General features: G+C 65.5%; 24 protein-coding genes. 10 read left to right on the top strand and 14 right to left on the bottom strand.

What is annotated here, in order from left to right; all coding sequences use genetic code 11:
- Positions 1-176: 176 nt before the first annotated feature.
- From ASF98_RS11290 to ASF98_RS11305, 4 genes are all read right to left on the bottom strand, one after another.
- Positions 177-611, bottom strand: a complete 435-nt coding sequence (locus tag ASF98_RS11290; RefSeq protein ID WP_055801591.1) for an ATP-binding protein — start codon at positions 609-611, stop codon at positions 177-179.
- Positions 611-940: an STAS domain-containing protein gene (locus ASF98_RS11295; protein WP_055801594.1), complete on the bottom strand. Its 330-nt coding sequence runs from the start codon at positions 938-940 to the stop codon at positions 611-613. Before ASF98_RS11295 ends, ASF98_RS11290 begins: the two co-directional genes overlap by 1 nt.
- Positions 937-2,907 carry a glycosyltransferase family 2 protein gene (locus ASF98_RS11300; RefSeq protein WP_055801597.1) on the bottom strand — a complete coding sequence of 657 codons (1,971 nt, stop codon included), beginning with the start codon at positions 2,905-2,907 and terminating at the stop codon, positions 937-939. The genes ASF98_RS11295 and ASF98_RS11300 overlap by 4 nt, the downstream gene beginning before the upstream one ends.
- Positions 2,908-3,082: 175 nt before the next feature.
- The gene (locus tag ASF98_RS11305) at positions 3,083-3,766 is read right to left on the bottom strand and encodes a hypothetical protein (RefSeq protein ID WP_156372369.1); all 684 of its coding nucleotides are present in this window, start codon (positions 3,764-3,766) and stop codon (positions 3,083-3,085) included.
- Positions 3,767-3,894: 128 nt separating this feature from the next.
- Between ASF98_RS11305 and ASF98_RS24780 the strand changes: the two genes are divergently transcribed.
- Together ASF98_RS24780 and ASF98_RS24785 are read left to right on the top strand one after the other, a co-directional pair.
- Positions 3,895-4,221, top strand: a complete 327-nt coding sequence (locus ASF98_RS24780; RefSeq protein WP_055801602.1) for a GAF domain-containing protein — start codon at positions 3,895-3,897, stop codon at positions 4,219-4,221.
- Between the two features lie 43 nt (positions 4,222-4,264).
- Entirely contained in the window at positions 4,265-4,456 is a 192-nt protein-coding gene (locus tag ASF98_RS24785) for an ANTAR domain-containing protein (RefSeq protein ID WP_055801605.1), read from the top strand.
- Between the two features lie 36 nt (positions 4,457-4,492).
- Here the strand turns inward: ASF98_RS24785 and ASF98_RS11320 are convergent, their stop codons facing one another.
- The 7 genes from ASF98_RS11320 to ASF98_RS11350 all read right to left on the bottom strand — a co-directional run bounded on the left by ASF98_RS11320 (position 4,493) and on the right by ASF98_RS11350 (position 11,625).
- On the bottom strand, positions 4,493-4,849 hold the full coding sequence (locus ASF98_RS11320; RefSeq protein WP_055801607.1) for a GNAT family N-acetyltransferase: 357 nt from the start codon (positions 4,847-4,849) through the stop codon (positions 4,493-4,495).
- On the bottom strand, positions 4,846-6,186 hold the full coding sequence (locus tag ASF98_RS11325; RefSeq protein ID WP_055801610.1) for an acyltransferase family protein: 1,341 nt from the start codon (positions 6,184-6,186) through the stop codon (positions 4,846-4,848). Before ASF98_RS11325 ends, ASF98_RS11320 begins: the two co-directional genes overlap by 4 nt.
- 105 nt (positions 6,187-6,291) lie before the next feature.
- Positions 6,292-6,684: a DUF1304 domain-containing protein gene (locus ASF98_RS11330; RefSeq protein ID WP_055801613.1), complete on the bottom strand. Its 393-nt coding sequence runs from the start codon at positions 6,682-6,684 to the stop codon at positions 6,292-6,294.
- A gap of 42 nt (positions 6,685-6,726) precedes the next feature.
- Positions 6,727-7,623 carry a class II fructose-bisphosphate aldolase gene (locus ASF98_RS11335; protein WP_055801616.1) on the bottom strand — a complete coding sequence of 299 codons (897 nt, stop codon included), beginning with the start codon at positions 7,621-7,623 and terminating at the stop codon, positions 6,727-6,729.
- On the bottom strand, positions 7,623-9,089 hold the full coding sequence (locus tag ASF98_RS11340) for a GntP family transporter (protein ID WP_055801618.1): 1,467 nt from the start codon (positions 9,087-9,089) through the stop codon (positions 7,623-7,625). The genes ASF98_RS11335 and ASF98_RS11340 overlap by 1 nt, the downstream gene beginning before the upstream one ends.
- Positions 9,090-9,184: 95 nt before the next feature.
- Complete coding sequence (locus ASF98_RS11345; RefSeq protein WP_055801620.1) at positions 9,185-10,084, bottom strand: NAD(P)-dependent oxidoreductase; 900 nt, start codon at positions 10,082-10,084, stop codon at positions 9,185-9,187.
- 29 nt (positions 10,085-10,113) lie between these two features.
- Positions 10,114-11,625: a four-carbon acid sugar kinase family protein gene (locus tag ASF98_RS11350; protein ID WP_055801622.1), complete on the bottom strand. Its 1,512-nt coding sequence runs from the start codon at positions 11,623-11,625 to the stop codon at positions 10,114-10,116.
- A 152-nt stretch (positions 11,626-11,777) separates the two neighbouring features.
- On the opposite strand from ASF98_RS11350, the gene ASF98_RS11355 reads away from it, so the two are divergent.
- Positions 11,778-12,488, top strand: coding sequence for a FadR/GntR family transcriptional regulator (locus tag ASF98_RS11355; RefSeq protein WP_055801625.1), 711 nt, complete (start codon positions 11,778-11,780; stop codon positions 12,486-12,488).
- Here the strand turns inward: ASF98_RS11355 and ASF98_RS11360 are convergent.
- Positions 12,485-12,742, bottom strand: a complete 258-nt coding sequence (locus ASF98_RS11360; RefSeq protein ID WP_055801628.1) for a metal-sensitive transcriptional regulator — start codon at positions 12,740-12,742, stop codon at positions 12,485-12,487. The two genes, ASF98_RS11355 and ASF98_RS11360, sit on opposite strands and share 4 nt — an antisense overlap.
- A 111-nt stretch (positions 12,743-12,853) precedes the next feature.
- On the opposite strand from ASF98_RS11360, the gene ASF98_RS11365 reads away from it, so the two are divergent.
- Both ASF98_RS11365 and ASF98_RS11370 read left to right on the top strand, forming a co-directional pair.
- Positions 12,854-13,798 (top strand): SGNH/GDSL hydrolase family protein, encoded by a 945-nt coding sequence (locus tag ASF98_RS11365; protein ID WP_235505824.1) that lies wholly within the window; start codon positions 12,854-12,856, stop codon positions 13,796-13,798.
- 77 nt (positions 13,799-13,875) lie between these two features.
- Positions 13,876-14,085, top strand: coding sequence for a dodecin (locus tag ASF98_RS11370; RefSeq protein WP_028270601.1), 210 nt, complete (start codon positions 13,876-13,878; stop codon positions 14,083-14,085).
- A 10-nt stretch (positions 14,086-14,095) separates the two neighbouring features.
- Here the strand turns inward: ASF98_RS11370 and ASF98_RS11375 are convergent, their stop codons facing one another.
- The gene (locus ASF98_RS11375; RefSeq protein ID WP_055801631.1) at positions 14,096-14,293 is read right to left on the bottom strand and encodes a hypothetical protein; all 198 of its coding nucleotides are present in this window, start codon (positions 14,291-14,293) and stop codon (positions 14,096-14,098) included.
- Between the two features lie 86 nt (positions 14,294-14,379).
- Positions 14,380-15,276 carry a helix-turn-helix transcriptional regulator gene (locus ASF98_RS11380; RefSeq protein WP_055802434.1) on the bottom strand — a complete coding sequence of 299 codons (897 nt, stop codon included), beginning with the start codon at positions 15,274-15,276 and terminating at the stop codon, positions 14,380-14,382.
- A gap of 188 nt (positions 15,277-15,464) precedes the next feature.
- On the opposite strand from ASF98_RS11380, the gene ASF98_RS11385 reads away from it, so the two are divergent.
- From ASF98_RS11385 to ASF98_RS11405, 5 genes are all read left to right on the top strand, one after another.
- A complete protein-coding gene (locus ASF98_RS11385) occupies positions 15,465-16,310 on the top strand; it encodes an aldo/keto reductase (RefSeq protein ID WP_200939341.1) in 846 nt (281 codons plus the stop codon).
- A gap of 80 nt (positions 16,311-16,390) precedes the next feature.
- Positions 16,391-17,362, top strand: a complete 972-nt coding sequence (locus ASF98_RS11390) for an aldo/keto reductase (RefSeq protein ID WP_055801634.1) — start codon at positions 16,391-16,393, stop codon at positions 17,360-17,362.
- A gap of 64 nt (positions 17,363-17,426) precedes the next feature.
- Complete coding sequence (locus tag ASF98_RS11395; protein WP_055801637.1) at positions 17,427-18,257, top strand: aldo/keto reductase; 831 nt, start codon at positions 17,427-17,429, stop codon at positions 18,255-18,257.
- Between the two features lie 133 nt (positions 18,258-18,390).
- Entirely contained in the window at positions 18,391-18,654 is a 264-nt protein-coding gene (locus tag ASF98_RS11400; RefSeq protein WP_011690132.1) for a GlsB/YeaQ/YmgE family stress response membrane protein, read from the top strand.
- Positions 18,655-18,830: 176 nt separating this feature from the next.
- Positions 18,831-19,325, top strand: coding sequence for a YtxH domain-containing protein (locus ASF98_RS11405; RefSeq protein WP_055801640.1), 495 nt, complete (start codon positions 18,831-18,833; stop codon positions 19,323-19,325).
- The last annotated feature ends 47 nt before the right edge of the window (positions 19,326-19,372 follow it).

Genomic DNA, 19,372 nt, shown 5'->3' on the forward strand with positions numbered 1-19,372 from the left:
CGCGCTAACGTAGCAAGGTAAGCCTTACTTAGGTAAACCTTTTAGTCAAACTTTTGTGAGCTAATTATGAATTTGGCGGATTTGCGGGGTCCGGCCGGCTCAATGGAGCGTCATTGACTGTCGCCCGGGCGGCGATTGAGGCAAGATTCGCCGCTCAGTGCGTGTTGGTGGCCGGTTCAGTGCGTGGCGGTGTCCGCCGTCGACTTGCGCCGGCAAAGCAGTGTCCAGCGGTTCCCGCCGTCCTCCTTGGCGTAGGAAAACTGGTCCAACGCCACCTTGGCGAGGGCAAGTCCGCGGCCGCTCCCGGACATGTCATCCGGCAGTTCGGCGGCCGTGAGGTCGATGCCGGCAGGCCGGGCGTTGTCCGTGAATTCGGCAAAGAGCCGCTCAGGTTCGCATTCCACAGCCAGGACAAACCGGACGGGGTCCGTGCCGGCCGGGCGGGAGTGCTCGATGATGTTGGACGCCACCTCGATGAGCGCGGTTTCGAACCTGATGCGGTCCATGGGTTGAATGCCGGGTTCACCTGCACAGAGGTCCTCGAGCAGTTTATGGATCAGCTCCAGGCTTTCGGGAACCGCGGCGGCGCGCAGGCTGAACTCGCTGCTCATCAATAGGCCCCGTCCACCGAGGCGACCGGCTGCAGCACCCTGTTGAGGTTGGTCATTTCCAGGACCGCCGTGATCTGGGCCGTGGGGTTGGCCAGCCGGAGGTCTCCGCCGGCCTGCCGGGTCTTCTTCAGCCCGGTAATCAGGGCACCGAGGCCGGACGAGTCAATGAAGTCGGTGCCGGCAAGGTCAACCACCAGGCGGACCGTGCCGTCGCTGATCAGCGCATCGATGTTGGCGCCGAGGTGCGGGGCCGACACCATATTGAGCCGGCCCACAGGACGGATCACGCCCACTCCATTGGCCAGCGTCTCGTTCTTGAATTCGATCATGGATTTCCCTCTTTCTTCTTGTTGCTGTTCAGCCAGGCATCGTAGCCGGGGTAGCGGACAGCTTCGATGACTACGCTGAAGATCAGCAGATCGAAGGCTATCCACACAAAGTTGACGGAGCTGCCCAGGAGATCCCCTTGGCCGAGCAGCAGCCGGATAACGCCCACAACGGCCGCCAGTGCCAGGACGGCCATGGCTATCAGCTGCGGCCTGACCAAATGCCACGGCAGCCGGCTGCGCGCCTGCAGTGTCTTGGGCGTGACCCGGAAGTCCAGGTCCCGGCCCAGGAACACGTTCCCGAACGCGGAGGTGACGGATTTGATCCAGGTGGGGAAAAGCGCCAGCGAGTACTGCTGGCCGCGCCACGTCTTCACCCCGCGCCCCACCACCAAGAACAGGATCTGATTGATCACCAGGAACGGGATGAGCCGGAGGAAGAACTCGTTGCTCAGGGACTGGACCGGAAGGATCCCGAGGATCAGGTAGATGACGGGAGCGGCTATGTACGCCACCGCGGCGAACCCGGACAAATAGCTCCACATGGTGGCCACGTACATCAGCCGCTGGGCCAGGCTGAGCCCCTTTTGCATAAACGGGTTTTCCCGGAACATGACCTGCATGGTGCCCTGGGCCCACCGGAGCCGCTGCGTCAGCATCGAATCGAGGTCTTCGGGGGCCAGACCGTCAGCCAGGCGTTCGTGGTGGTAGGCCGATTCCCAGCCGAGGGAATGCAGCCGCATGCAGGTGGCCATGTCCTCTGTCACCGAGATCGTAGCCAGCGGCATCACGGCCTGAGCCTCGCCGGCCTTCTCGGCGTTGACGGAATCGATCAGGACACGGACGGTTTCCACCGCTCCCAGCGGGGACCAGTCGCGCTGGGAGAGCCTGTCCAGGGCAACGTCGTCGACGACGGCGAGGGAACCGTCCACGTCGATGGTCCGGGAAAGCCCCTCAATGGAGTTCAGTTCAGCGTGCAGCGCCGCGAAGTCTTCCGCCACCAGGTTCCGGGCCACGGCGTCCACGCGCTCCTGGAACCGGTAGGTGACGTCGGCAATGGCCTGCCCCTCGTTGAGCTCGCGCCGGACCTGCTGCAGGTCGGTCGCCAACGTGGAGAGCGCGGACGCCAGCCGTTCCTGCCCGGGGCCAAGCTGGCGCCCCGCCTTGGCCACCACCTTGTCCGCGGTCTTGAGCGCCTTGTTCAGTGCCAGCTCTGTTTCCGAGACGTAGCGCATCACCCCCAGCTGCATGAGCGCTTCCCGCCGGATGATCGCGTTTGAACCGCAGAAGAAGGCCGCGTTCCAGCCGTCCTTGCCCTGCTGGATGGGCCCGTAAAAAAGCGGCGCCTGGCTGCCCAGCGGATCGTTCGGCGGGACGTTCACAAACACCTGCGGGGTCTGGACCAGAGCCATCCTGCGGTTGTTGAAATAGCCCAGCGTGTTGTCGAGAATCTTCGGGTCCGGCACCTGGTCTGCGTCAAGGATCAGCATGAACTCGCCGTCCGTGGCGAGCAGTGCGTTGTTGAGGTTGCCGGCCTTGGCGTGCCGGGGACGGTTGGCCCAGTCGTCGGACCGGGTGATCCAGCCGATGCCCTCCGCCTCGGCGATGGCCCGCAGGTCGGCGCGGTTGCCGTCGTCGAGGATCCAGGTCCTGTGCGGATAGGCAATGTTCTTGGCTGCCCGCGCCGTTCCCATGACGAGGTCAAACGGCTCGTTATAGGTGGTGATGAAAACGTCCACCGTGAGTCCGGCCGGCGGCGGTAGCGGAGTGTCCCGTTGCTTGTATCGCCACATGGTGACGCCGAAAAGCAGGGAGTCAAGCAGGGAGTAGGTCTCCGCCAGGACCAGCGGTATCGCGATCCACCAGGCTTCCCAGTTGATGGAAACCATCCAACGCCAAATGATGTAGTTCAGGCCCAGGATGGCGGTAGCCAAAACAATCAGCCTGATGGTCAGTTGCCGTGGTGTCATGGCCCGGCTGTCCCCTGGATCCTCGTCCGTTCAGTCAGCCGCCCGGTGAGGATCCGGCTCCGAAGTGAGACCAAAGGAGCGTGGAAGGGTGGACTATCCTGCGTCAGTCCAACCTTATCCGCCCGGCCGGAAAAGGGCTAAGGTGCCAGGCGGCTGATGACGCCGGACCGGGCCGTCAGCCTGCGGCGACTTCCTCCTGCGACGGGCCGTCGGGCTCCGTCAGGTGGCGGAGGTGAAGTTCCTCGGCGGCCAGTTCGTACCAGGTGTGCGCGCCGAACGAAGGGCTCCGGGTGTCCAAGTGCCGGTACAGTGCGTCGGCCAGCTTTCCGAGGGCGTCGTCGGACAGTGCCCGGACCGTGGATGCGGGATCCAGGTTCCCCTCAAGGTATTCGGCGAGCTCCAGGCAGTCGATGGTGCGCTGTTCCCCGGCTGTTGCCAGGTTTTCGTCGATGCCCAAACCGGAAGTGGCGTCTGAATCCAGCAGGGCGTTGATTTCGCTGTCAAGGGTGGCCTCTTCGCCTCCTGCCAGCCCGGCATGTTCCAGGCAGATGGGGACTTCCGCGGGCTCGTCGAGAGTGAGGTGGAACGCGTCGGAGCCGGCCGCGCCGTGCCCGGAATTCGCGCCGCCCTCAACCTTGCGTCCGGCGATGTGGCGCAGGTACATCAGGACCTCGGGATCCAGATGGGAAGCATTGTGGAGGTCCACTGTGATGTCCTGCTCCGGGGAGAGGCGCCGCCCGCGGCGCATGATGTGCAGCAGGACGGGATAGTTGGTCTGGGTCAGGCAGCCCGAGACTTCCAGGGTCACTCGTCCGGGATCAACGTCCACACGGACCAGCACACGCAGTTTATGGTTCAAGGCTTCTCCCACAGAGACATCCAAGAGCCAGCTTCATAACTCACCTAAACCATACGAAATAGTTGCCCGGGCCACAAGCTGCCCTCCGTGCCGGGTCTTTCACTTCCCACCAGACCCAGACTTGGGGGATGGACCAGATCACGCTGGACACATCCGTGGCCGAACAGCTGCAGGATCTGGTCATCAGCAGCGAGGACGTCAACGGATTCCTTACGGAGCTCTGTGAGCTTTCAGCTGCCGCACTCTCGCGCATCCTCGGCCGGGACATTTCCTGCGCCGTGACACTGAGCCGGCACCACCGGACCACGACGGCGGCCTGGAGCAACCCTGAGGCCCGCCTTTTTGATGAGATCCAGCACAGCTTCGGCGAAGGCCCGTGCCTCCATGCGATGACGACCGGCACCACGGTGCTGGTCCGGGACACCCGCACTGACAGGCGCCGGCGTCGAGCGTGAGCGGTACTCCGAGTACGCTGAACTGTCCCAGCGAGGCGATGGCGTGGCCGTATTCCGGCCACCGGGTGACCTGGCCGCCGGCATCATCATGGGCCAGAACCGGTGTTCGCAGGCGGAAGCGATGGCCATCCTCACGAAGGCTTCCAGCGGCCGGAACCTGAAGCTTCGGGACGTGGCGGATAAGCTCGTGGCGTCGTTCGCGCCGGGGGCGCCGTCCACCCACTTCGACGACTAAGCTTGCCCTCCCCGGGCGGGCCCGCAACAGGACGCGCTAGGACGCGGTCACTTCGTCCGTGGGCGGGTGCTCGGGCCAGTCGATGAACTGTTCGTAGGCGTCGTGCTTCTTCAGGTAGCCATAGATGAAGGGGCAGTGCGGGATGATCCGCTTCCCTGCGGACACCACGTCATCGAGGGCGAAATGTGCCAGCACCTTTGCCAGCCCCTGTCCCTTGAAATCCGCCGCAGTGTCGGTGTGGATGAAGTCCACGTGCCCGGGTCTGTCGACGAAGCGCGACTCGACCGCCAGCTTCCCGCCGACACGCAGTTCGTAGCGGTGCAGCTCATCATTCCGGATGGTCGTGACGTCCGGACTGAACGTGTCTTCGGTGGATACGGTGTTCTCCGTCATGGTTCGACATTGGCACTTAAAGGCGCTTGTGGCAATGGCCCGCTGCGGCCTCCCGGCGCGGGTGGACGCAGTGGAATCCGGCCGAGAAGGAGCACTGCCAGGGCGAAGCACGCCGCTCCCCCGCCCAGCAGGGCGAGCGTCAGCCCGTTGAGCGCGGCGTCGGCCACCGGTATATAAACGACGACGACGGCGGTCACCACCGCGGCGGGAGGCCGGCGGCGGGAGTGGACAGACGCCGTCGGACGTTCTTCCAGCCGCCCGAACACCGCCAGCACCGGGAGCAGGAGCGCGATGATGCCCAGCAGGACCAGCGGACGCGACCACCACCATGCCGCGGTCCCCGCCAACGGCTTGGGGAAATCGGTGAGCAGGAGCAGCCCGGACATGGCTGCCAGCAGTGGCAGGTGCCACAGGTAAACGGTCATGGCGCGCCGTCCGGCCAGCCCCACCACCGCCCGCACCCATCGGGCCGAGGCCGCACCTGTGAGCATCGGCCGGGAGAGCTGGAGCGCCGCGGCCTGAGCCGTGCCAAGGAGCAGCAGGCAGAAATTGGGCGGGTTCAGGTTCACCAGCATGTTGCCGCGGTACAGCCCCAGGCCCGTCACCAGCCCCAGCACGAGGTTGCTGGCGATAATGACGCCCGCCAGCGTGGAGGCGCGGGGCTTCCCTCCGGGGGCATCGGCCAGCACGAACCCCAGCTGCTGAACGGCGCACCACAGGAAGAGGATGTTGGCGTACGCCAGCAGCGGCAGGGCACCGCGGAAGCAGTCGACTGCAACTACCAGCGCGGCGAGGCCGGCCAGTGACAGCCAGGGTGCACGGTCATGGAGCGCGGCCAGCAGGGGGATGTTCAGCTGGGCGGCCAGATATGCGGCCAGGAACCAGAGCGGCATCCCGGCGCCGGTGACGATCAGCTCCACCACCTGCGGTTCCACGCCGAACAGCCGTGCCGCCCACAGCCCGGCGAACATCACGGCCAGCAGGGCGGCGGCGGGCCGGATGAGGCGCAGCAGCCGGGCCTGGGCGAACTCCAGTCCGCCGCCGCCGCGGGCCTTGAGCCGCCGCCAGGACTGCAGCCCGGTGATGCCGCCGGCAACGAAGAAGAGCGGCATCACCATGAAGATCCAGATGATCGGCTCGAACCAGTCCTGCAGCGCGAGGGTGTTTTCGGTGGTTACCGTGCCGTCAGGGTGTAGCACGGGGCTGACCATCATGGTGTGTCCCACCACTACGAGGGCCAGGCAAAAGAAGCGGGCAAGGTCGATCACAGCGTCGCGGTCCGGTGCGGGCATGACCTGCCCTGTGCCTGCCTGCTGCGGCTGCTGCGGAACACCCATTGCGCTCCCTACCGACGCGGAACGATTCCCTGCGTACTCTCCATTGTCCGCCGGGCGCCCGTCAAGGACCAGAAGCTGCCCTGCTCCGGCACCCGGTCAGCGGGCTTAGCCGAGCAGCAGCCCCAGGAGGCCGAGGACGACGGCGAGCAGCGGCGTCGTGCCTTGCATGGCGGCCGCGCGGAGGTACTTCCGGCCGGTCAGGGCGAGAACGGCGGCCGCCAGCAGCATGGACCCGCAGGACGCGAAGATGAGGGTCCAGCCGACCACCGGCTGGCCGAGGAGAACCGCGCCCGCGCCGATCAGGGCGCCGACGGCCAGGAACAGGTTGTAGAAGCCCTGGTTGTAGGCCAGCGGACGGGTGGTCTCGGCGTCGGCCTGTGACGCGACCCCGAAGCGCTTCCAGGTGGCCGGCCGGGTCCAGGTGACGGACTCCATGGTGAAGATGTAGACGTGCAGCAGGGCCGCAACAAACGCGAAAACGAGGGAAGCCGGGATCATGGCTCGATCCTAGCCTCCCCCGTTGGGAGTCTTGCTGTTCCGCTACTTGGTGAGGGTGGACAGGGCGCCGGCGGCGAAGTCCTTGGCCGAGGCGTTCCACATTCCGAGCAGTCCCTGGAGGTTCTCGCCGTCGGCACGGTGCGGACCGGTTTCGGCTTCCAGCGTGGCCAGCACGCCGGTGCGGAGTTCGGTGTTGAAGTTCACCTTGCCCACGTTCATGGCGGCGGCCTTGACCAGCTCTTCGGCCGGGATGCCGGAGGCGCCGTGCAGCACCAGCGGAATGTGGGTGCGCACTGCGATGTCCTGCAGCACGTCCCACCGCAGTTGCGGCTCCCCCTTGTACTTGCCGTGCACATTGCCAACGGCCACTGCCAGCAGCTGGGCGCCGGTGCGGGCTACGAAGTCCTCCACCTGGGCAGAGTCGGTCAGCCCGGCGGTGCCGGCTCCTGTGGCGTCGCCGGCGCCGTCCGTCAACGGGCCGGTTGCGTCGGCACCGAAGGCGCGGTCCTCGTCGCCGGCCAGGCCGCCCAGTTCCGCTTCAATCACGACGTCGGCGTGGCCTTGCGCGGCCAGCACGGCGCGCGCCTCGCGGACAAGCGCAATGTTGTCCTCGTAGGGCAACGACGAACCGTCGGCGAGGACCGAGTCCGCCCCCGCTGCGACGGCGTCGGCGATCACCCGAAGATCGGAGGCGTGGTCCAGCTGCACGGCAATCGGAACGCCGGCAGAGTCGGCCAGGCCGCGGAGCGCGCTGATAAGGCGCAGCCCGTTGGGGGTGCCGGCGGTCTTGGGAGCAACCAGCAGGATGGCTCCGCGGCCGGCCTCTTCCGCAGCCTCCACCACGGCCAGGGCAGTGGTGAAGTCGTAGCAGGTGAAGGCCGGGACAGCGGCGCCCTGCTGCAGGGCCGAACCCACCAGGTGGTCGAGTCGGGCACGCATCAGGCGCTCAGGCCTCCCACCAGGATCCAGGCGACAAAGGTCAGGGCGAAGCCGGCCAGGCCCAGGATGGTGGTGAGGACGGTCCACGTGCGGAGGCCGTCGGATACGGTGAGTCCGTAGTACCGCACCACGGTCCAGAAGCCGGCGTCGGTCACGTGGGACAGGCCCAGGGAGCCGAAGCCGATCGCGATGACCAGCACGGCGATCTGGGCGGGCGAGTAGCCGCCTTCAGCCACGGCCGAGGTGAGCAGGCCGGCAGTGGTGACGATGGCCACCGTTGCGGAGCCCTGCGCTGCACGGAGCGCCAGGGAAATGATGAAGCCGAGGACGATCAGCGGCAGGCCGAGGTGGTCCAGGGTCTGCGAGAGTGCCGCGCCGATGCCGGAGGTGCGCAGCACCTCGCCGAACACGCCGCCGGCGGCAACAACCATCAGGATGGAGGCGATGGGAGGCAGTGCGCCTTCGAAGATTTCGCCGGTTTCGCGCAGCGACCAGTTGCGGCGGACCGCCAGCAGGAAGAACGACAGGCCAACGGCCACGAGCAGTGCAAGGAACGGGTTGCCGACGAACGCGGCCACGCCGTACCAGAAGTTGTCCTTGCTGATGGTCAGGGTGCCCACGGTGCCGAGGAGGATCTGGACGATGGGTGCGGCGATGAGGAAGATGATCAGGCCGGGGCGCGGCGGGGCAACAGCCTGGGCTCCGGGGCCGTCGTGGCCCACGTGCACCAGGGAAGCGGAACCGAACTCGTCAACCTGTGCTTTGACGCTGGGGAGGAGTTCGTATTCCTTGCGGTTCATGATGCTGGCAACCCAGTAGGACAGGAAGCCGAGCGGGATGCAGATGAGCAGGGAGATCAGCGTGATGAGCCCGATGTCGGCTCCGAAGACACCTGCCCCGGCGACGATGCCCGGGTGCGGCGGCACGGCGACGTGGATGGACAGCATGATGCCGGCCATGGGCAGGCCGAACTTCACCGGGTGGACCTTGGCGATCTTGGAGAACGCGTAGACGATCGGCACCAGGACGATCACGCCGACCTCGAAGAACACCGGAATGGCCACCAGGAAGCCGACGGCGGTGAGCGCCACTGCCACGCGCTTGGCACCGAGCTTCTCGGTGAAGTGGGAGGCCAGCGACTGGACGCCGCCGGACACCTCGATCATCCGGCCCAGGATGGCGCCCAGGGCGATCAGCAGTGCCACTTTGCCCATGGTGCCGCCGACGCCGGTGGCTACGACGGTGAAGACGTCCTTCAACGGAATCTGCGACGCGACGGCCACCAGGATGCTGACCGTCAGCAGTGCCACGAAGGCCTGGATCTTGAAGCGGATGATCATGACCAGCAGGAGTGCGATGCCGAGAGCGGCGATGGTCAGCAGCAGTGGAGTGCCCAGCTCCACGGCCGGCTTGATGGCGGGGGCATCAGCGGCCCGCACCATCAATGAGTTCATCAGGGGGTTCATGGGGAATTGTCTCCTTTGACGTCGCCGGCAGCGCCTGGCGAGGTGGTTCGACGACGACGGAGGGGGGACCGCCGTCGTCGGGCTTTAGGTGGGGATTATGCGGTGCGCTTCGTGGGGGCGACAACCCTGATGACGGCGGAGTCGTCGGCCGCGGCGAGGCCCTGGGCCTGGCCCAGGAGGTAGAGCTGCTCGGCTGCAGCGGCAACGGGGGCGGCCAGGCCGGCGGCACGGGTGGCCTTGCCCACGATGCCCATGTCCTTGACGAAGATGTCCAGGCGGCTGAGCACCTCGGCACCTTCCTCGTTGTAGGCCTCGAGGATGCGCGGGCCGCGGTTGGAGAGCATGAAGGACCCCGCTGCACCGGCTTCGAGGGCCTTGAGGGTCTTTTCCTGGTCCAGGCCGAGGGCGTCGGCCAGGGCCAGGGCTTCGGCGGCAGCTGCGATGTGGACGCCGCAGAGCAGCTGGTTGACAGTCTTGAGCGCCTGGCCGTCGCCGGGCTTGTCGCCCACCACGGTGAGGGTGGAGGCCAGCAGTTCCAGGGCCGGGCGGGCCTTTTCCTGGGCTTCGGGCGAGGCGCCCACCACGATTAGGAGGTCGCCTTCGCCGGCGCGCTTCGGGCCGCCGGAAAGCGGCGCATCGACGAGCTCGACGCCGTATTCGGCCAGTCGGTCAACGGTGGCCGGGATGGCCTCGGTGCCCACGGTGCTGCCGAGGATCACGACGGCGCCCGGCTTGAGTACGGAGGCCACGCCGTTCTCGCCGAAGAGGACATCGTTGAGCTGCTCGCCGTTGCGCACGGCCAGGAGGAGCGCGTCGGCGCCCTCGGAGGCTTCGCGGGCGGAATCGAACGTGCGGATCCCGGCTTCCGCGGCGAGCTTCAGGCGCGGCTCGGCGATGTCGAAGCCGTGGACGGTGAGCTGGCTGGCCAGGCGGGTGGCCATGGGCAGGCCCATGGCGCCGAGGCCCAGGACGGTGATGGTGTAGCTGCTGGTCATGGTGTTCTCCATTGAAATTATGTCGGGATTCAGAAGGTGTTGCTGAGCTTGCGCGTGACGTCGGCGAGGGACTGGTCGTCTCCCACGTTGCCGGCGAAGACGATGTACGGGATGCCCTTGGCGGGGCCGTCCACCGGCTCCCACAGGCTGACGATGCCCGGGAGCATGGGCCCGCGGACGATCGCGTGGCGGATTTCCAGGCCGTGCGCGGCGACGTCCGAGGACGTAATGCCGCCCTTCGCGATCACAAAGCGCGGCGGGAACGTCTTGAGCGTGCGGTTGACGACGGCCACAACGGCGGCAGACACGGTGCGTGCAATCCGCAGGCTTTCGGCGGCGTCGTCGGTCTTGATCAGGAGGCGGCTGGTGTGCACGATGACATCGCCGGTGCGCAGCGACTCCACCACCGTGTCCACTGTTTCGTCCAGGTAGCTGGCAGCGCTATCGCCAAGCAGCTTCTCGACGTCGATCTCCACGATGCGTGCCGCGCTGTGCTGCTCGGTGAGTGCCTTGAGCTGGCGGGTGGTGACACCGACGTGGGAGCCCACCACGATGAGCCCGCCGGCTTCCGACGGCGTATTGCCGGCGTAGGCCTCTTCACCGCTGAGCTGGGCGCGGATTTCCTGGCCGATGCGGCCACGGACGAAGGGAGGCCCCACGCGGTACAGGAGCTTCTTGCCGCGGCGTTCTGCTTCTTCCAGGCCGAGGGCCAGGGCGCGGAAGTCATTCTCGGTGACGATGTCGGCCACAATCGGCGTGGAATCGGTGGCGGATTCGATGGCGTCCGCGATGGCCTTGGCGGAGATGGCAGGGTCCGCGGCGGCAGCACCGGCACGGATGATATTGAGGTCCAGGACAATCACGGAGTCAGCAGCGAACCGGCCCTTCGACTTCTCCTCGACATACTTGGCCATCTCGGAGTTGGCGAACCCGAAGCTTGCGTCCTTGGCGAATTCAGTCTCGGCCACGGGGGTGAGCATGCCGGCGTCTGCCCCGGTGCCGCGCATGTAGTGCACGCCGCCGATGGTGACGCGGCCGGCGTCGGGAAATGCCGGAACGATCACTACGCCGTCGGTGGCCTCGCCGGTCTCGGCAGCTACGGTGGCGGCGATGACATCAGGTTCCAGCGGGTAGTGGCCGCGGAGGGTGGAGTCGCTGCGGCTGACGAAACCGAGGCGTAGCGCTTGTCCTTCGGCGGCGCCGGCTGTGTTCCCTGCTGCGGCCAGCGCGTTGCGGACGATTTCTTCGTTCCGTGCGGCGGCCTCGGCCGGGTCCAGGCTGCGGGTGTTGGTCAGGACGTAGACGGCGGACTTGAGGTTGTTCTCCCGAATGTGGGAGAAGGCCCAGGTGAAGTCGGCAACGTCCCAGCGGGTGAGCACGGGCAGGTCCGCAACGGACTGCGTGCCGGTGGGGTCGTCGTCGAGCACTACAAGCACGCGGGGGGAGGCTGCCGAAGACGCCGCGACAGCGTCGGCAACCAGCTCAGCGGGAATCTGGACCTCGGCCGGGAAGGCTGCCAGTACATCTGCTTCAAGGGGCATTTTGCACTCCGTTGTGTATGAAATCTCTGCTGCGGTTAGGTATTTGTAAGATGTCAGACATCTAACATTTGAATGCTAGTGTGGCACAAGGCACAGGGACGCGCAAGTAGACTTGTCGGACAAATCGTCGCTCACCGCTGAACGGGGGAAAATTGGCACGTAAATCACTGGTCGGCGTGGTGGCCGACGAGCTCCTGGACCGGATCATTGCCGGCGAGTTTCCCCCCGGCTCCAGCGTCCCGGGCGAGCTGGAGCTCAGCGCGAAGCACGAGGTCAGCCGTATGACCGTGCGGGAAGCCATGAAGACGCTCGAAGCGCAGCGCATCCTGAGCGTGGAGCGGGGGCGGGGCACGTTCGTCAACCCGCTCAACCGCTGGGCCTCCCTGGAAGCAGTGCTCCGCGCAGCGTCAGAGGGCGTGAATGATGCCTCCGCCGCCATCCAGCTGATCGAGCTCCGCCGGATGCTGGAAACGGGCGCATGCGAACTGGCGGCGGGCCGCATCAGCGACGCCGACATCGGGATTCTGCACGGCTATGTGGCGGCCATGCGCAAGGCCCACGGCTCCGACGACCTGCCGGGTTTCGTGGAAGCCGACCTCGCGTTCCACGACGTCATCCTCCGCGCCTCGGAGAACGTTTTTGTCGCCGTCCTGTTTGAGCCGCTGCACCGCGTCCTGGAGAAGCGGCGGACCGAAACGTCCAAGTTCCGGGACATCCAGGAGCATGCCATCGGGCACCACCAGGCCATTGCCGAGGCATTGGAGTCACGCGACGCCGCACGCTCCCGCAGCGCCATGGACGCCCATATGCAGCAGACGCTCGATGACCTGAAGTCTTACGTGCTTGAGGCTAAAACCGCCTAGGCAAGCGAGAGGAAGAGCTTCTCAAGCTCGGCTTTGTCAAGGCTGGGGTCTTCCTGCTGCATGCACTGCTGCAGGCCCGTGGCGATGATGGAGAACCCGGCCCGGTCCAGGGCGCTGGATACAGCGGCCAGCTGGGTGACCACGCTCTTGCAGTCGCGGCCCTCTTCAATCATCCGCGTGACGGCAGCAAGCTGCCCCTGGGCGCGGCGCAGGCGGTTGATGACCGGCTTCATGTCGGCGGGATCGAGTTCCATTGCTTCCTCCGTGGCTCTAGGACTCCCTCCATGATATACCCCCCTTGGTATTTTCTGATGCTAATGCAATAGGAATCACATCCGCTTACGGCCGCCGCGGCGCCTGCCGAAATGCGACCTTCGGCCCTGTTTTCGGGTCCCGGACGGGGTCACCATGGGAACGTGAGTACGTTCAGCATTCCTGGACCGTCGCGGACACCCCCCGCGGCGAGCACTCCGGCTCCGCACCCCTGGAACCGATACGTGGCACTGGGAGATTCGTTTACCGAGGGGTATGGCGATCCGGAGCCGCGGAGCCCCGGAGGTGTGCGCGGCTGGGCGGACCGGGTCGCAGAAGAGCTGAGCCTGGGCCACCAGGACTTCGCCTACGCCAACCTGGCCGTCAGGGGCCGCCTCCTCCAGCAGATCGTGGATGACCAGCTGGGGCCGGCCCTCGAGCTCAAGCCGGACCTGGTCACACTCTCCGCGGGCGGCAATGACATCGTGTTCCGCGGCAGTGATCCGGACAGGCTGGCGGAGAGGCTGGAGCCGGCAATAGCGCTCCTCAGCGCCACCGGAGCAACGGTGGTGCTCTTCACCGGTCCGGACTGGGGAAGCACGCCGGTGTTCGGACGCATCCGCGGCAAGGTGGCCATCTTCAACGAAAACATGCGCACCATTGCGGCCCGGCATGACGGCGTGGTGGCCGACCTCTGGAGCCTGCGCCAGTTGGCGGCTCCGCACATGTGGGATCCGGACCGCCTCCATTTCTCCCCGCTGGGCCATCACACCATCGCGGCCATGGTGCTGGAGACACTGAACGTCCCGCACACCCTGAAACCGCTGGAACCCAAGGTGCTGCCCGTCGGCAGCTGGCGCCAGGCCAGGAGCAGCGACCTGGTCTGGGCCAAGGATTACCTGTTCCCGTGGGTGGTGCGGCGGGTGCGGCAACGTCCCGCAAACCTGGGCCTGACAGCCAAACGACCGGAACCCGGCCCCGTGTTCGGCCCGGGCATGGCGCACGGGCCGCTTCGCGCAGGCCCCTTCCCCACTGGTCCGATGCCCGCGAAACCCTAGTCGCGCCGCCGCGCGTCCGCTAATCTGCAGGGACGGCCCGCAGTTCCGGGTGTCAATGGAGATTATGAGGAGCGAAGTTGTCGAATCACACCTACAGCATTTCTGAAATTGTCGGAACTTCAAGCGAGGGCGTGGACGCTGCCGTCCGCAACGGGATCGCCGAGGCCGCGAAGACCCTCCGCAACCTGGACTGGTTCGAAGTCAAGGAAATCCGCGGGCACCTGGAAGACGGGAAAGTGGCCGACTGGCAGGTGACCATCAAATTGGGGTTCCGCCTGGAGCGCTAACCCCGGAGTTTCAGCGGGACGTGTCCCCTGCCGTGACCCGCCGCCAGACGGTGGGCGAGCCGTTGTAGGACGGAAAAAAGTGTCCTTCGAAGAAGGTTTGACCATCATGCGGTGCGTCCACAGGGGCCCACAGTCCGGAAGCCGGGCAGTGGGTTCCTGTGGCCCCGGCGGTGGCCACTCGTTCGCGGAGCAGTGCGATGCGCTTCATCGTTGAATCCCATCCTTGGTAGTGAAAAAGGTCTACCCCAAGGCTAGGAAAACCCGATGCGCTCCCCAATGGGCGTTTGCCCAGAATCAGACGGGTTCATGTGGCAGCTGCACAGCCGCATCGGCCGGGCCGGCGGCCACGCTGTCCATGCCGGCACCGAAGCTGCCCAGCAGCGTCAATGAATCGGCCGACGGCGACCCCGGCTTCGCGGAAAACACCCGCAGAACCTGGTCCGGATCATCCGGAAGCACCAGGTTTTCAAAGTTCAGTTCCAGGTCTCCCACCGCAGGATGGCGGAGACGTACGCTGCCCGCCGACGGAGCGGCGACACGGTGTCCGGCCCACCACTGCCGGAAGTGTTCGCTGTGCACCGCGAGTTCGCCCACCAGTTGATTGGCCTGGGCATCGTTGGGATGGCGGCCAACGTCCCCGCGCAGGGCGCCGACCGCATCTGAAGCCACTGCCTTCCAGTCACGGAACAACTCACGGGTGCGCGGATCGAGCATCAGCCAGCGTGTCAGGTTGCGTTCCCCCGCAGGCATGGCCGGGAAATCGGCAAACAGCAGGAAGGCCAGCCTGTTGCCGGCCAGGACGTCGCTCCGGCGGCCCAGAACCAGCGCGGGAACGTCACCCACCGCGTCCAGGAGCTGGCGCAGCGCCGGGCGGACACTCTGGACCGGGACGGGAGAACCCTGCGAGGCCGCACAGTTCTCCAGGAGATCCATCATGTGCGCCTGCTCGCTGGAATCGAGGCGCAGCGCACGCGCCACTGAATCAAGCACTGCCCTGGACGGGTGGATGTTGCGGCCCTGCTCCAGGCGCGTGTAGTAGTCCGTGCTCACATCCGCCAGCCGCGCTATCTCCTCGCGGCGCAGCCCGGGAACCCGCCGGGCACCGGAGGTTCCGGCCAGCCCGGCGTCCTCCGGCTTCAGCCGCGACCTCATGGCCTTCAGGAATTTTCCAAACTCGGCGCTCTGACCCATGCCTTCCATTGTGCACGGCCCGCAAGCCTCCGTTCTACAACGAACGTAGGACTGCCAGTCCTAGGAAAAACAGGAACAGGCATCCCTGCTGACACGGCCAGGCAAAGTGCATAGGCTCGAAGCCTAGCCAGTACGAAAGCGGTTTCCCACCCCCCTTCGACGATCCCCACGACCGGAAGAAACTGACGATGTCCCAGACGAACCAAAACACCATTCCGCAACTGACCCTCAACAACGGAGTCCGGATTCCGCAACTCGGCTTCGGCGTGTTCCAGGTTCCGCCGGAAGAAACGCAGCGCATCGTTGAAGATGCCTTAGAAGCGGGCTACCGCCACATTGATACCGCTGCCGCGTACCGGAACGAAGCAGGAGTCGGCGCTGCCATCGCCGCCTCGGGCATTCCCCGCGAAGACATCTTCATCACCACCAAGCTCCGCAACGGCGAACAGGGCAACGCGCACGAGGCGTTCCAGAACAGCCGCAAGGCTCTCGGCGTCGAGTTCGTGGACCTCTACCTGATCCACTGGCCGGTGCCTTCCCAAGGGCTTTTCACCGACGCCTGGAAGGCGATGGAAAAGCTCTACGCCAACAGCCAGATCCGCGCCATCGGCGTGTCCAACTTCCTCCCGGAACACCTGGACACGCTCCTCCCGGCCGCGGACGTGGTCCCGGCAGTGAACCAGTTCGAAAGCCACCCCACCTTCCAGCAGCAGGAACTGGCCGCCAAGTGCAGGGAACTCGGCATCGCCGTGGAGGCCTACAGCCCGCTCGGCCAGGGCGCGGACCTGAATGCAGCGGCCGTGAAGGACCTCGCCGGCACACACGACGCCACTCCCGCCCAGATCGTGCTGGCGTGGCACCTCGCCCAGGGCACCATCGTCATCCCCAAGTCAGCCGACTCGCAGCGCATGCGGGAAAACCTGGGTGCCGTCGCCGTCGAACTTTCCGCCGCCGAACTCAGCGAAATCACCGCGCTGGAGTCGGGTGCCCGCGCGGGCGCCGATCCCGCCGTCGCCGCCTTCAGCCAGATGTAACCGGCCGTCGGTGGTTGAGCCTGTCGAAACCGATCTCGAGAGGCTCGATCACCGGAACCACAACCAGACAGGACGTCACCATGCAGTACACCCACCTTGGCCGCTCCGGCCTGCAGGTCTCCCGCCTGTGCCTCGGCACGATGAACTTCGGCCCGCAGACCGAAGAAGCGGCCGCGCACTCCATCATGGACTCCGCGTTGGAGTCCGGCATCAACTTCTTTGACACCGCCAACGTCTATGGCGGCACCGGCCGCCGCGGCTGGACAGAGGAAATCATTGGCCGCTGGTTTGCCCAGGGCGGCGAGCGCCGCGAACGCACCGTGCTGGCCACCAAGCTCTACGGCACCATGACGGACCGGCCCAACGAGTCCAAGCTGTCCGCCCTGAACATCAGGCGGGCGCTGGACGCCAGCCTCAAGCGGCTCCAGACGGATTACATCGACATCTACCAGTTCCACCACGTCGACCGGAACACGCCCTGGGACGAAATCTGGCAGGCCATGGACGTGGCCGTCCAGCAGGGGAAGATCCTCTACGCGGGCAGCAGCAACTTCGCCGGCTGGCACATCGCCCAGGCACAGGAGTCCGCTGCCCGCCGCAACTTCACCGGCCTGGTCAGCGAGCAGTCCATCTACAACCTCCTGACCCGCAACCTGGAGCTGGAAGTCATCCCTGCCGCGCAGCAGTACGGGCTGGGGCTGATCCCCTGGTCGCCGCTGCACGGCGGTTTGCTGGGCGGCGTGCTGAAGAAAGAGCGCGACGGCGTCCGCCGCACCGAAGGGCGGGCGGCCGAGACGCTGAAGAAGCACCAGGACCAGATCCGCCAGTACGAGGACCTGGCCGACGACCTCGGCCATGAGCCGGGCGACGTCGCACTCGCGTGGCTGTTGCACCAGCCCGCGGTCACCGCACCGATCGTCGGTCCCCGTACACAGGAACAGCTCGACGCCGCCATCCGGACCCTCGACGTGAAGCTTGACGCTGATGCGCTCAAGCGCCTCGATGACATCTTCCCCGGCCACCGCACCGCCCCGGAAGACTACGCCTGGTAAATCGTTGGCAGACCGTGCCTTTTGACATCTGTCCAAAGCGGCTCCGATAGGAAAGACTTTTGAGATGGCGCTTTCACCAGTGATTGAGCTCAATGACGGACACAGGATTCCCCAGATCGGGCTGGGGACCTGGCCGCTGGACGACCAGCAGGTGGCTGCCGCCGTCGTGGACGCCGTGGAAGCCGGGTACCGGCATATCGACACCGCGGTGAAATACGGCAATGAAAAAGGCGTGGGGAACGGCATCCGAGCCAGCGGCCTGGACCGGTCGGAAGTGTTCATCACCACCAAACTGGACGGTGAATTCCAAGGCCAGGAGAGGGCCCTGGCAGGACTGGAGGGATCACTCAAGCGCCTCGGACTGGACTACGTGGATCTGCTTTTGATCCACTGGCCGCTCCCCCGGCGGGATGAATTCATCTCAACGTGGAAAACTTTTGAACGGTTGCAGGCCGACGGAAAAGCACGGTCAATCGGCGTCTCCAACTTCAAGCCGGCGCACCTGGAACGGCTCATGGCCGAGTGCGATGTTGTGCCGGCCGTCAACCAGATCCAGGTCAGCCCGGCTGTCACCCGGATAGTGGACATCGCCTACAACAGACGGCATGGGATCGTCACCGAGTCATACAGCCCGCTGGGTGCGGGCAGCGACCTCCTGAACGCCCCAGTACTAGGGAAGATCGCCGAAAAGCATGGCAAAACCCCCGGCCAGATAGTACTCCGCTGGCATATCGACCAGGGCCTCGTCGCCATCCCCAAATCGGCCAATCCACAGCGCATGAAAGAGAACCTGGACATCTTCGGTTTTGCGTTGGACGCGGACGACACATCCGCCATTGCAACGCTGGACGGAGGTGACGAGGCCGGGGTTAATTCCGACGTTCAAGGCCACTGAAAATCGGCGCTCCCAGAAATTCACAGGTCCGCCGACTGGCAGATTAATACTAAGCATGATTAGTATTAGGTAGAAGGATGTAGCGTGCCCGGGATCCGGGCACCTCCTCAATGAAAGAAGAAGGAACGATAAAATGGGTTTTTTCGCATTTCTGATTCTGGGCCTTATCGCCGGAGCAATCGCTAAGGCAATCCTCCCCGGCCGTCAGGGCGGTGGCATTTTCATCACCCTGCTCCTGGGCGTCGTAGGTGCATTCCTCGGCGGCTGGATTGGCAGCCTGCTCTTCGGTGTTGGCATCAACGAGTTCTTCTCGCTGTCCACTTGGCTGCTGGCCATTGGCGGCGCGATCATCGTCCTGCTTGTTTACGGCATGATCACCAAGCGCACGGCCCGCTAAAGCGGAGTCCGGCCTGAGAAACGGCCCCGGGATTTTTCCTGGGGCCGTTTTTCCATTTATGGCCCCCTCATCCACGGCCTTGTATCTACGGCCTTGTATCTACGGGCGTTCCCCTACGGGGTTCACCCGCGCACGGATTCGCCCGAATACGGATTCTCACGGAGCAGGAGTACATCATGAAAGCAAAACTTCTTTTCGGTACCGGAGTAGCAGCGGGCTTCGTCCTGGGCTCCAGGTCCGGCCGCGCCGCCTACGAGAAAATCAAGGCGAGGGCTGCGGCGCTCTGGGACAGCAAACCGGTCCAGGACAAAGTCGCGGCAGCAACCGAAGCGGTCAAGGAAAAGGCCCCCGAAGTGTCAGACCAGCTGACCGAGGCAGCCCGCCGTGCAGGCACGGTCATCAGTTCCGCTGTCCACCGCGACAAGGCAGGCGCTCCGGACCACACGGCTAAAACCGCAGTTCCCGCGGCAGAAAGCGACTTGCCCGCCGGCGACTACGTGCCGTCCCACAGCACGCATCCGGAGACCGTCAATCTGGGCACTGCGGATGGCAACGTCCCCGACGTCACCAGCGATCCGGCCCGCAATGACTCAACCGGCCAGGACTGGTCCGACGAAGGCGGGGCCACGCCCGCCGGCGCCGCCATCAACACGAACCCTCAGCGGACCTAACAAACCCGACAGCAGTCACACCGACCCGTCCGGACCCTTGGTTCCGG

Origin of the sequence: Arthrobacter sp. Leaf337 (assembly GCF_001423745.1) — a bacterium.
In the GTDB taxonomy this organism is placed as follows: Bacteria; Actinomycetota; Actinomycetes; order Actinomycetales; family Micrococcaceae; genus Arthrobacter.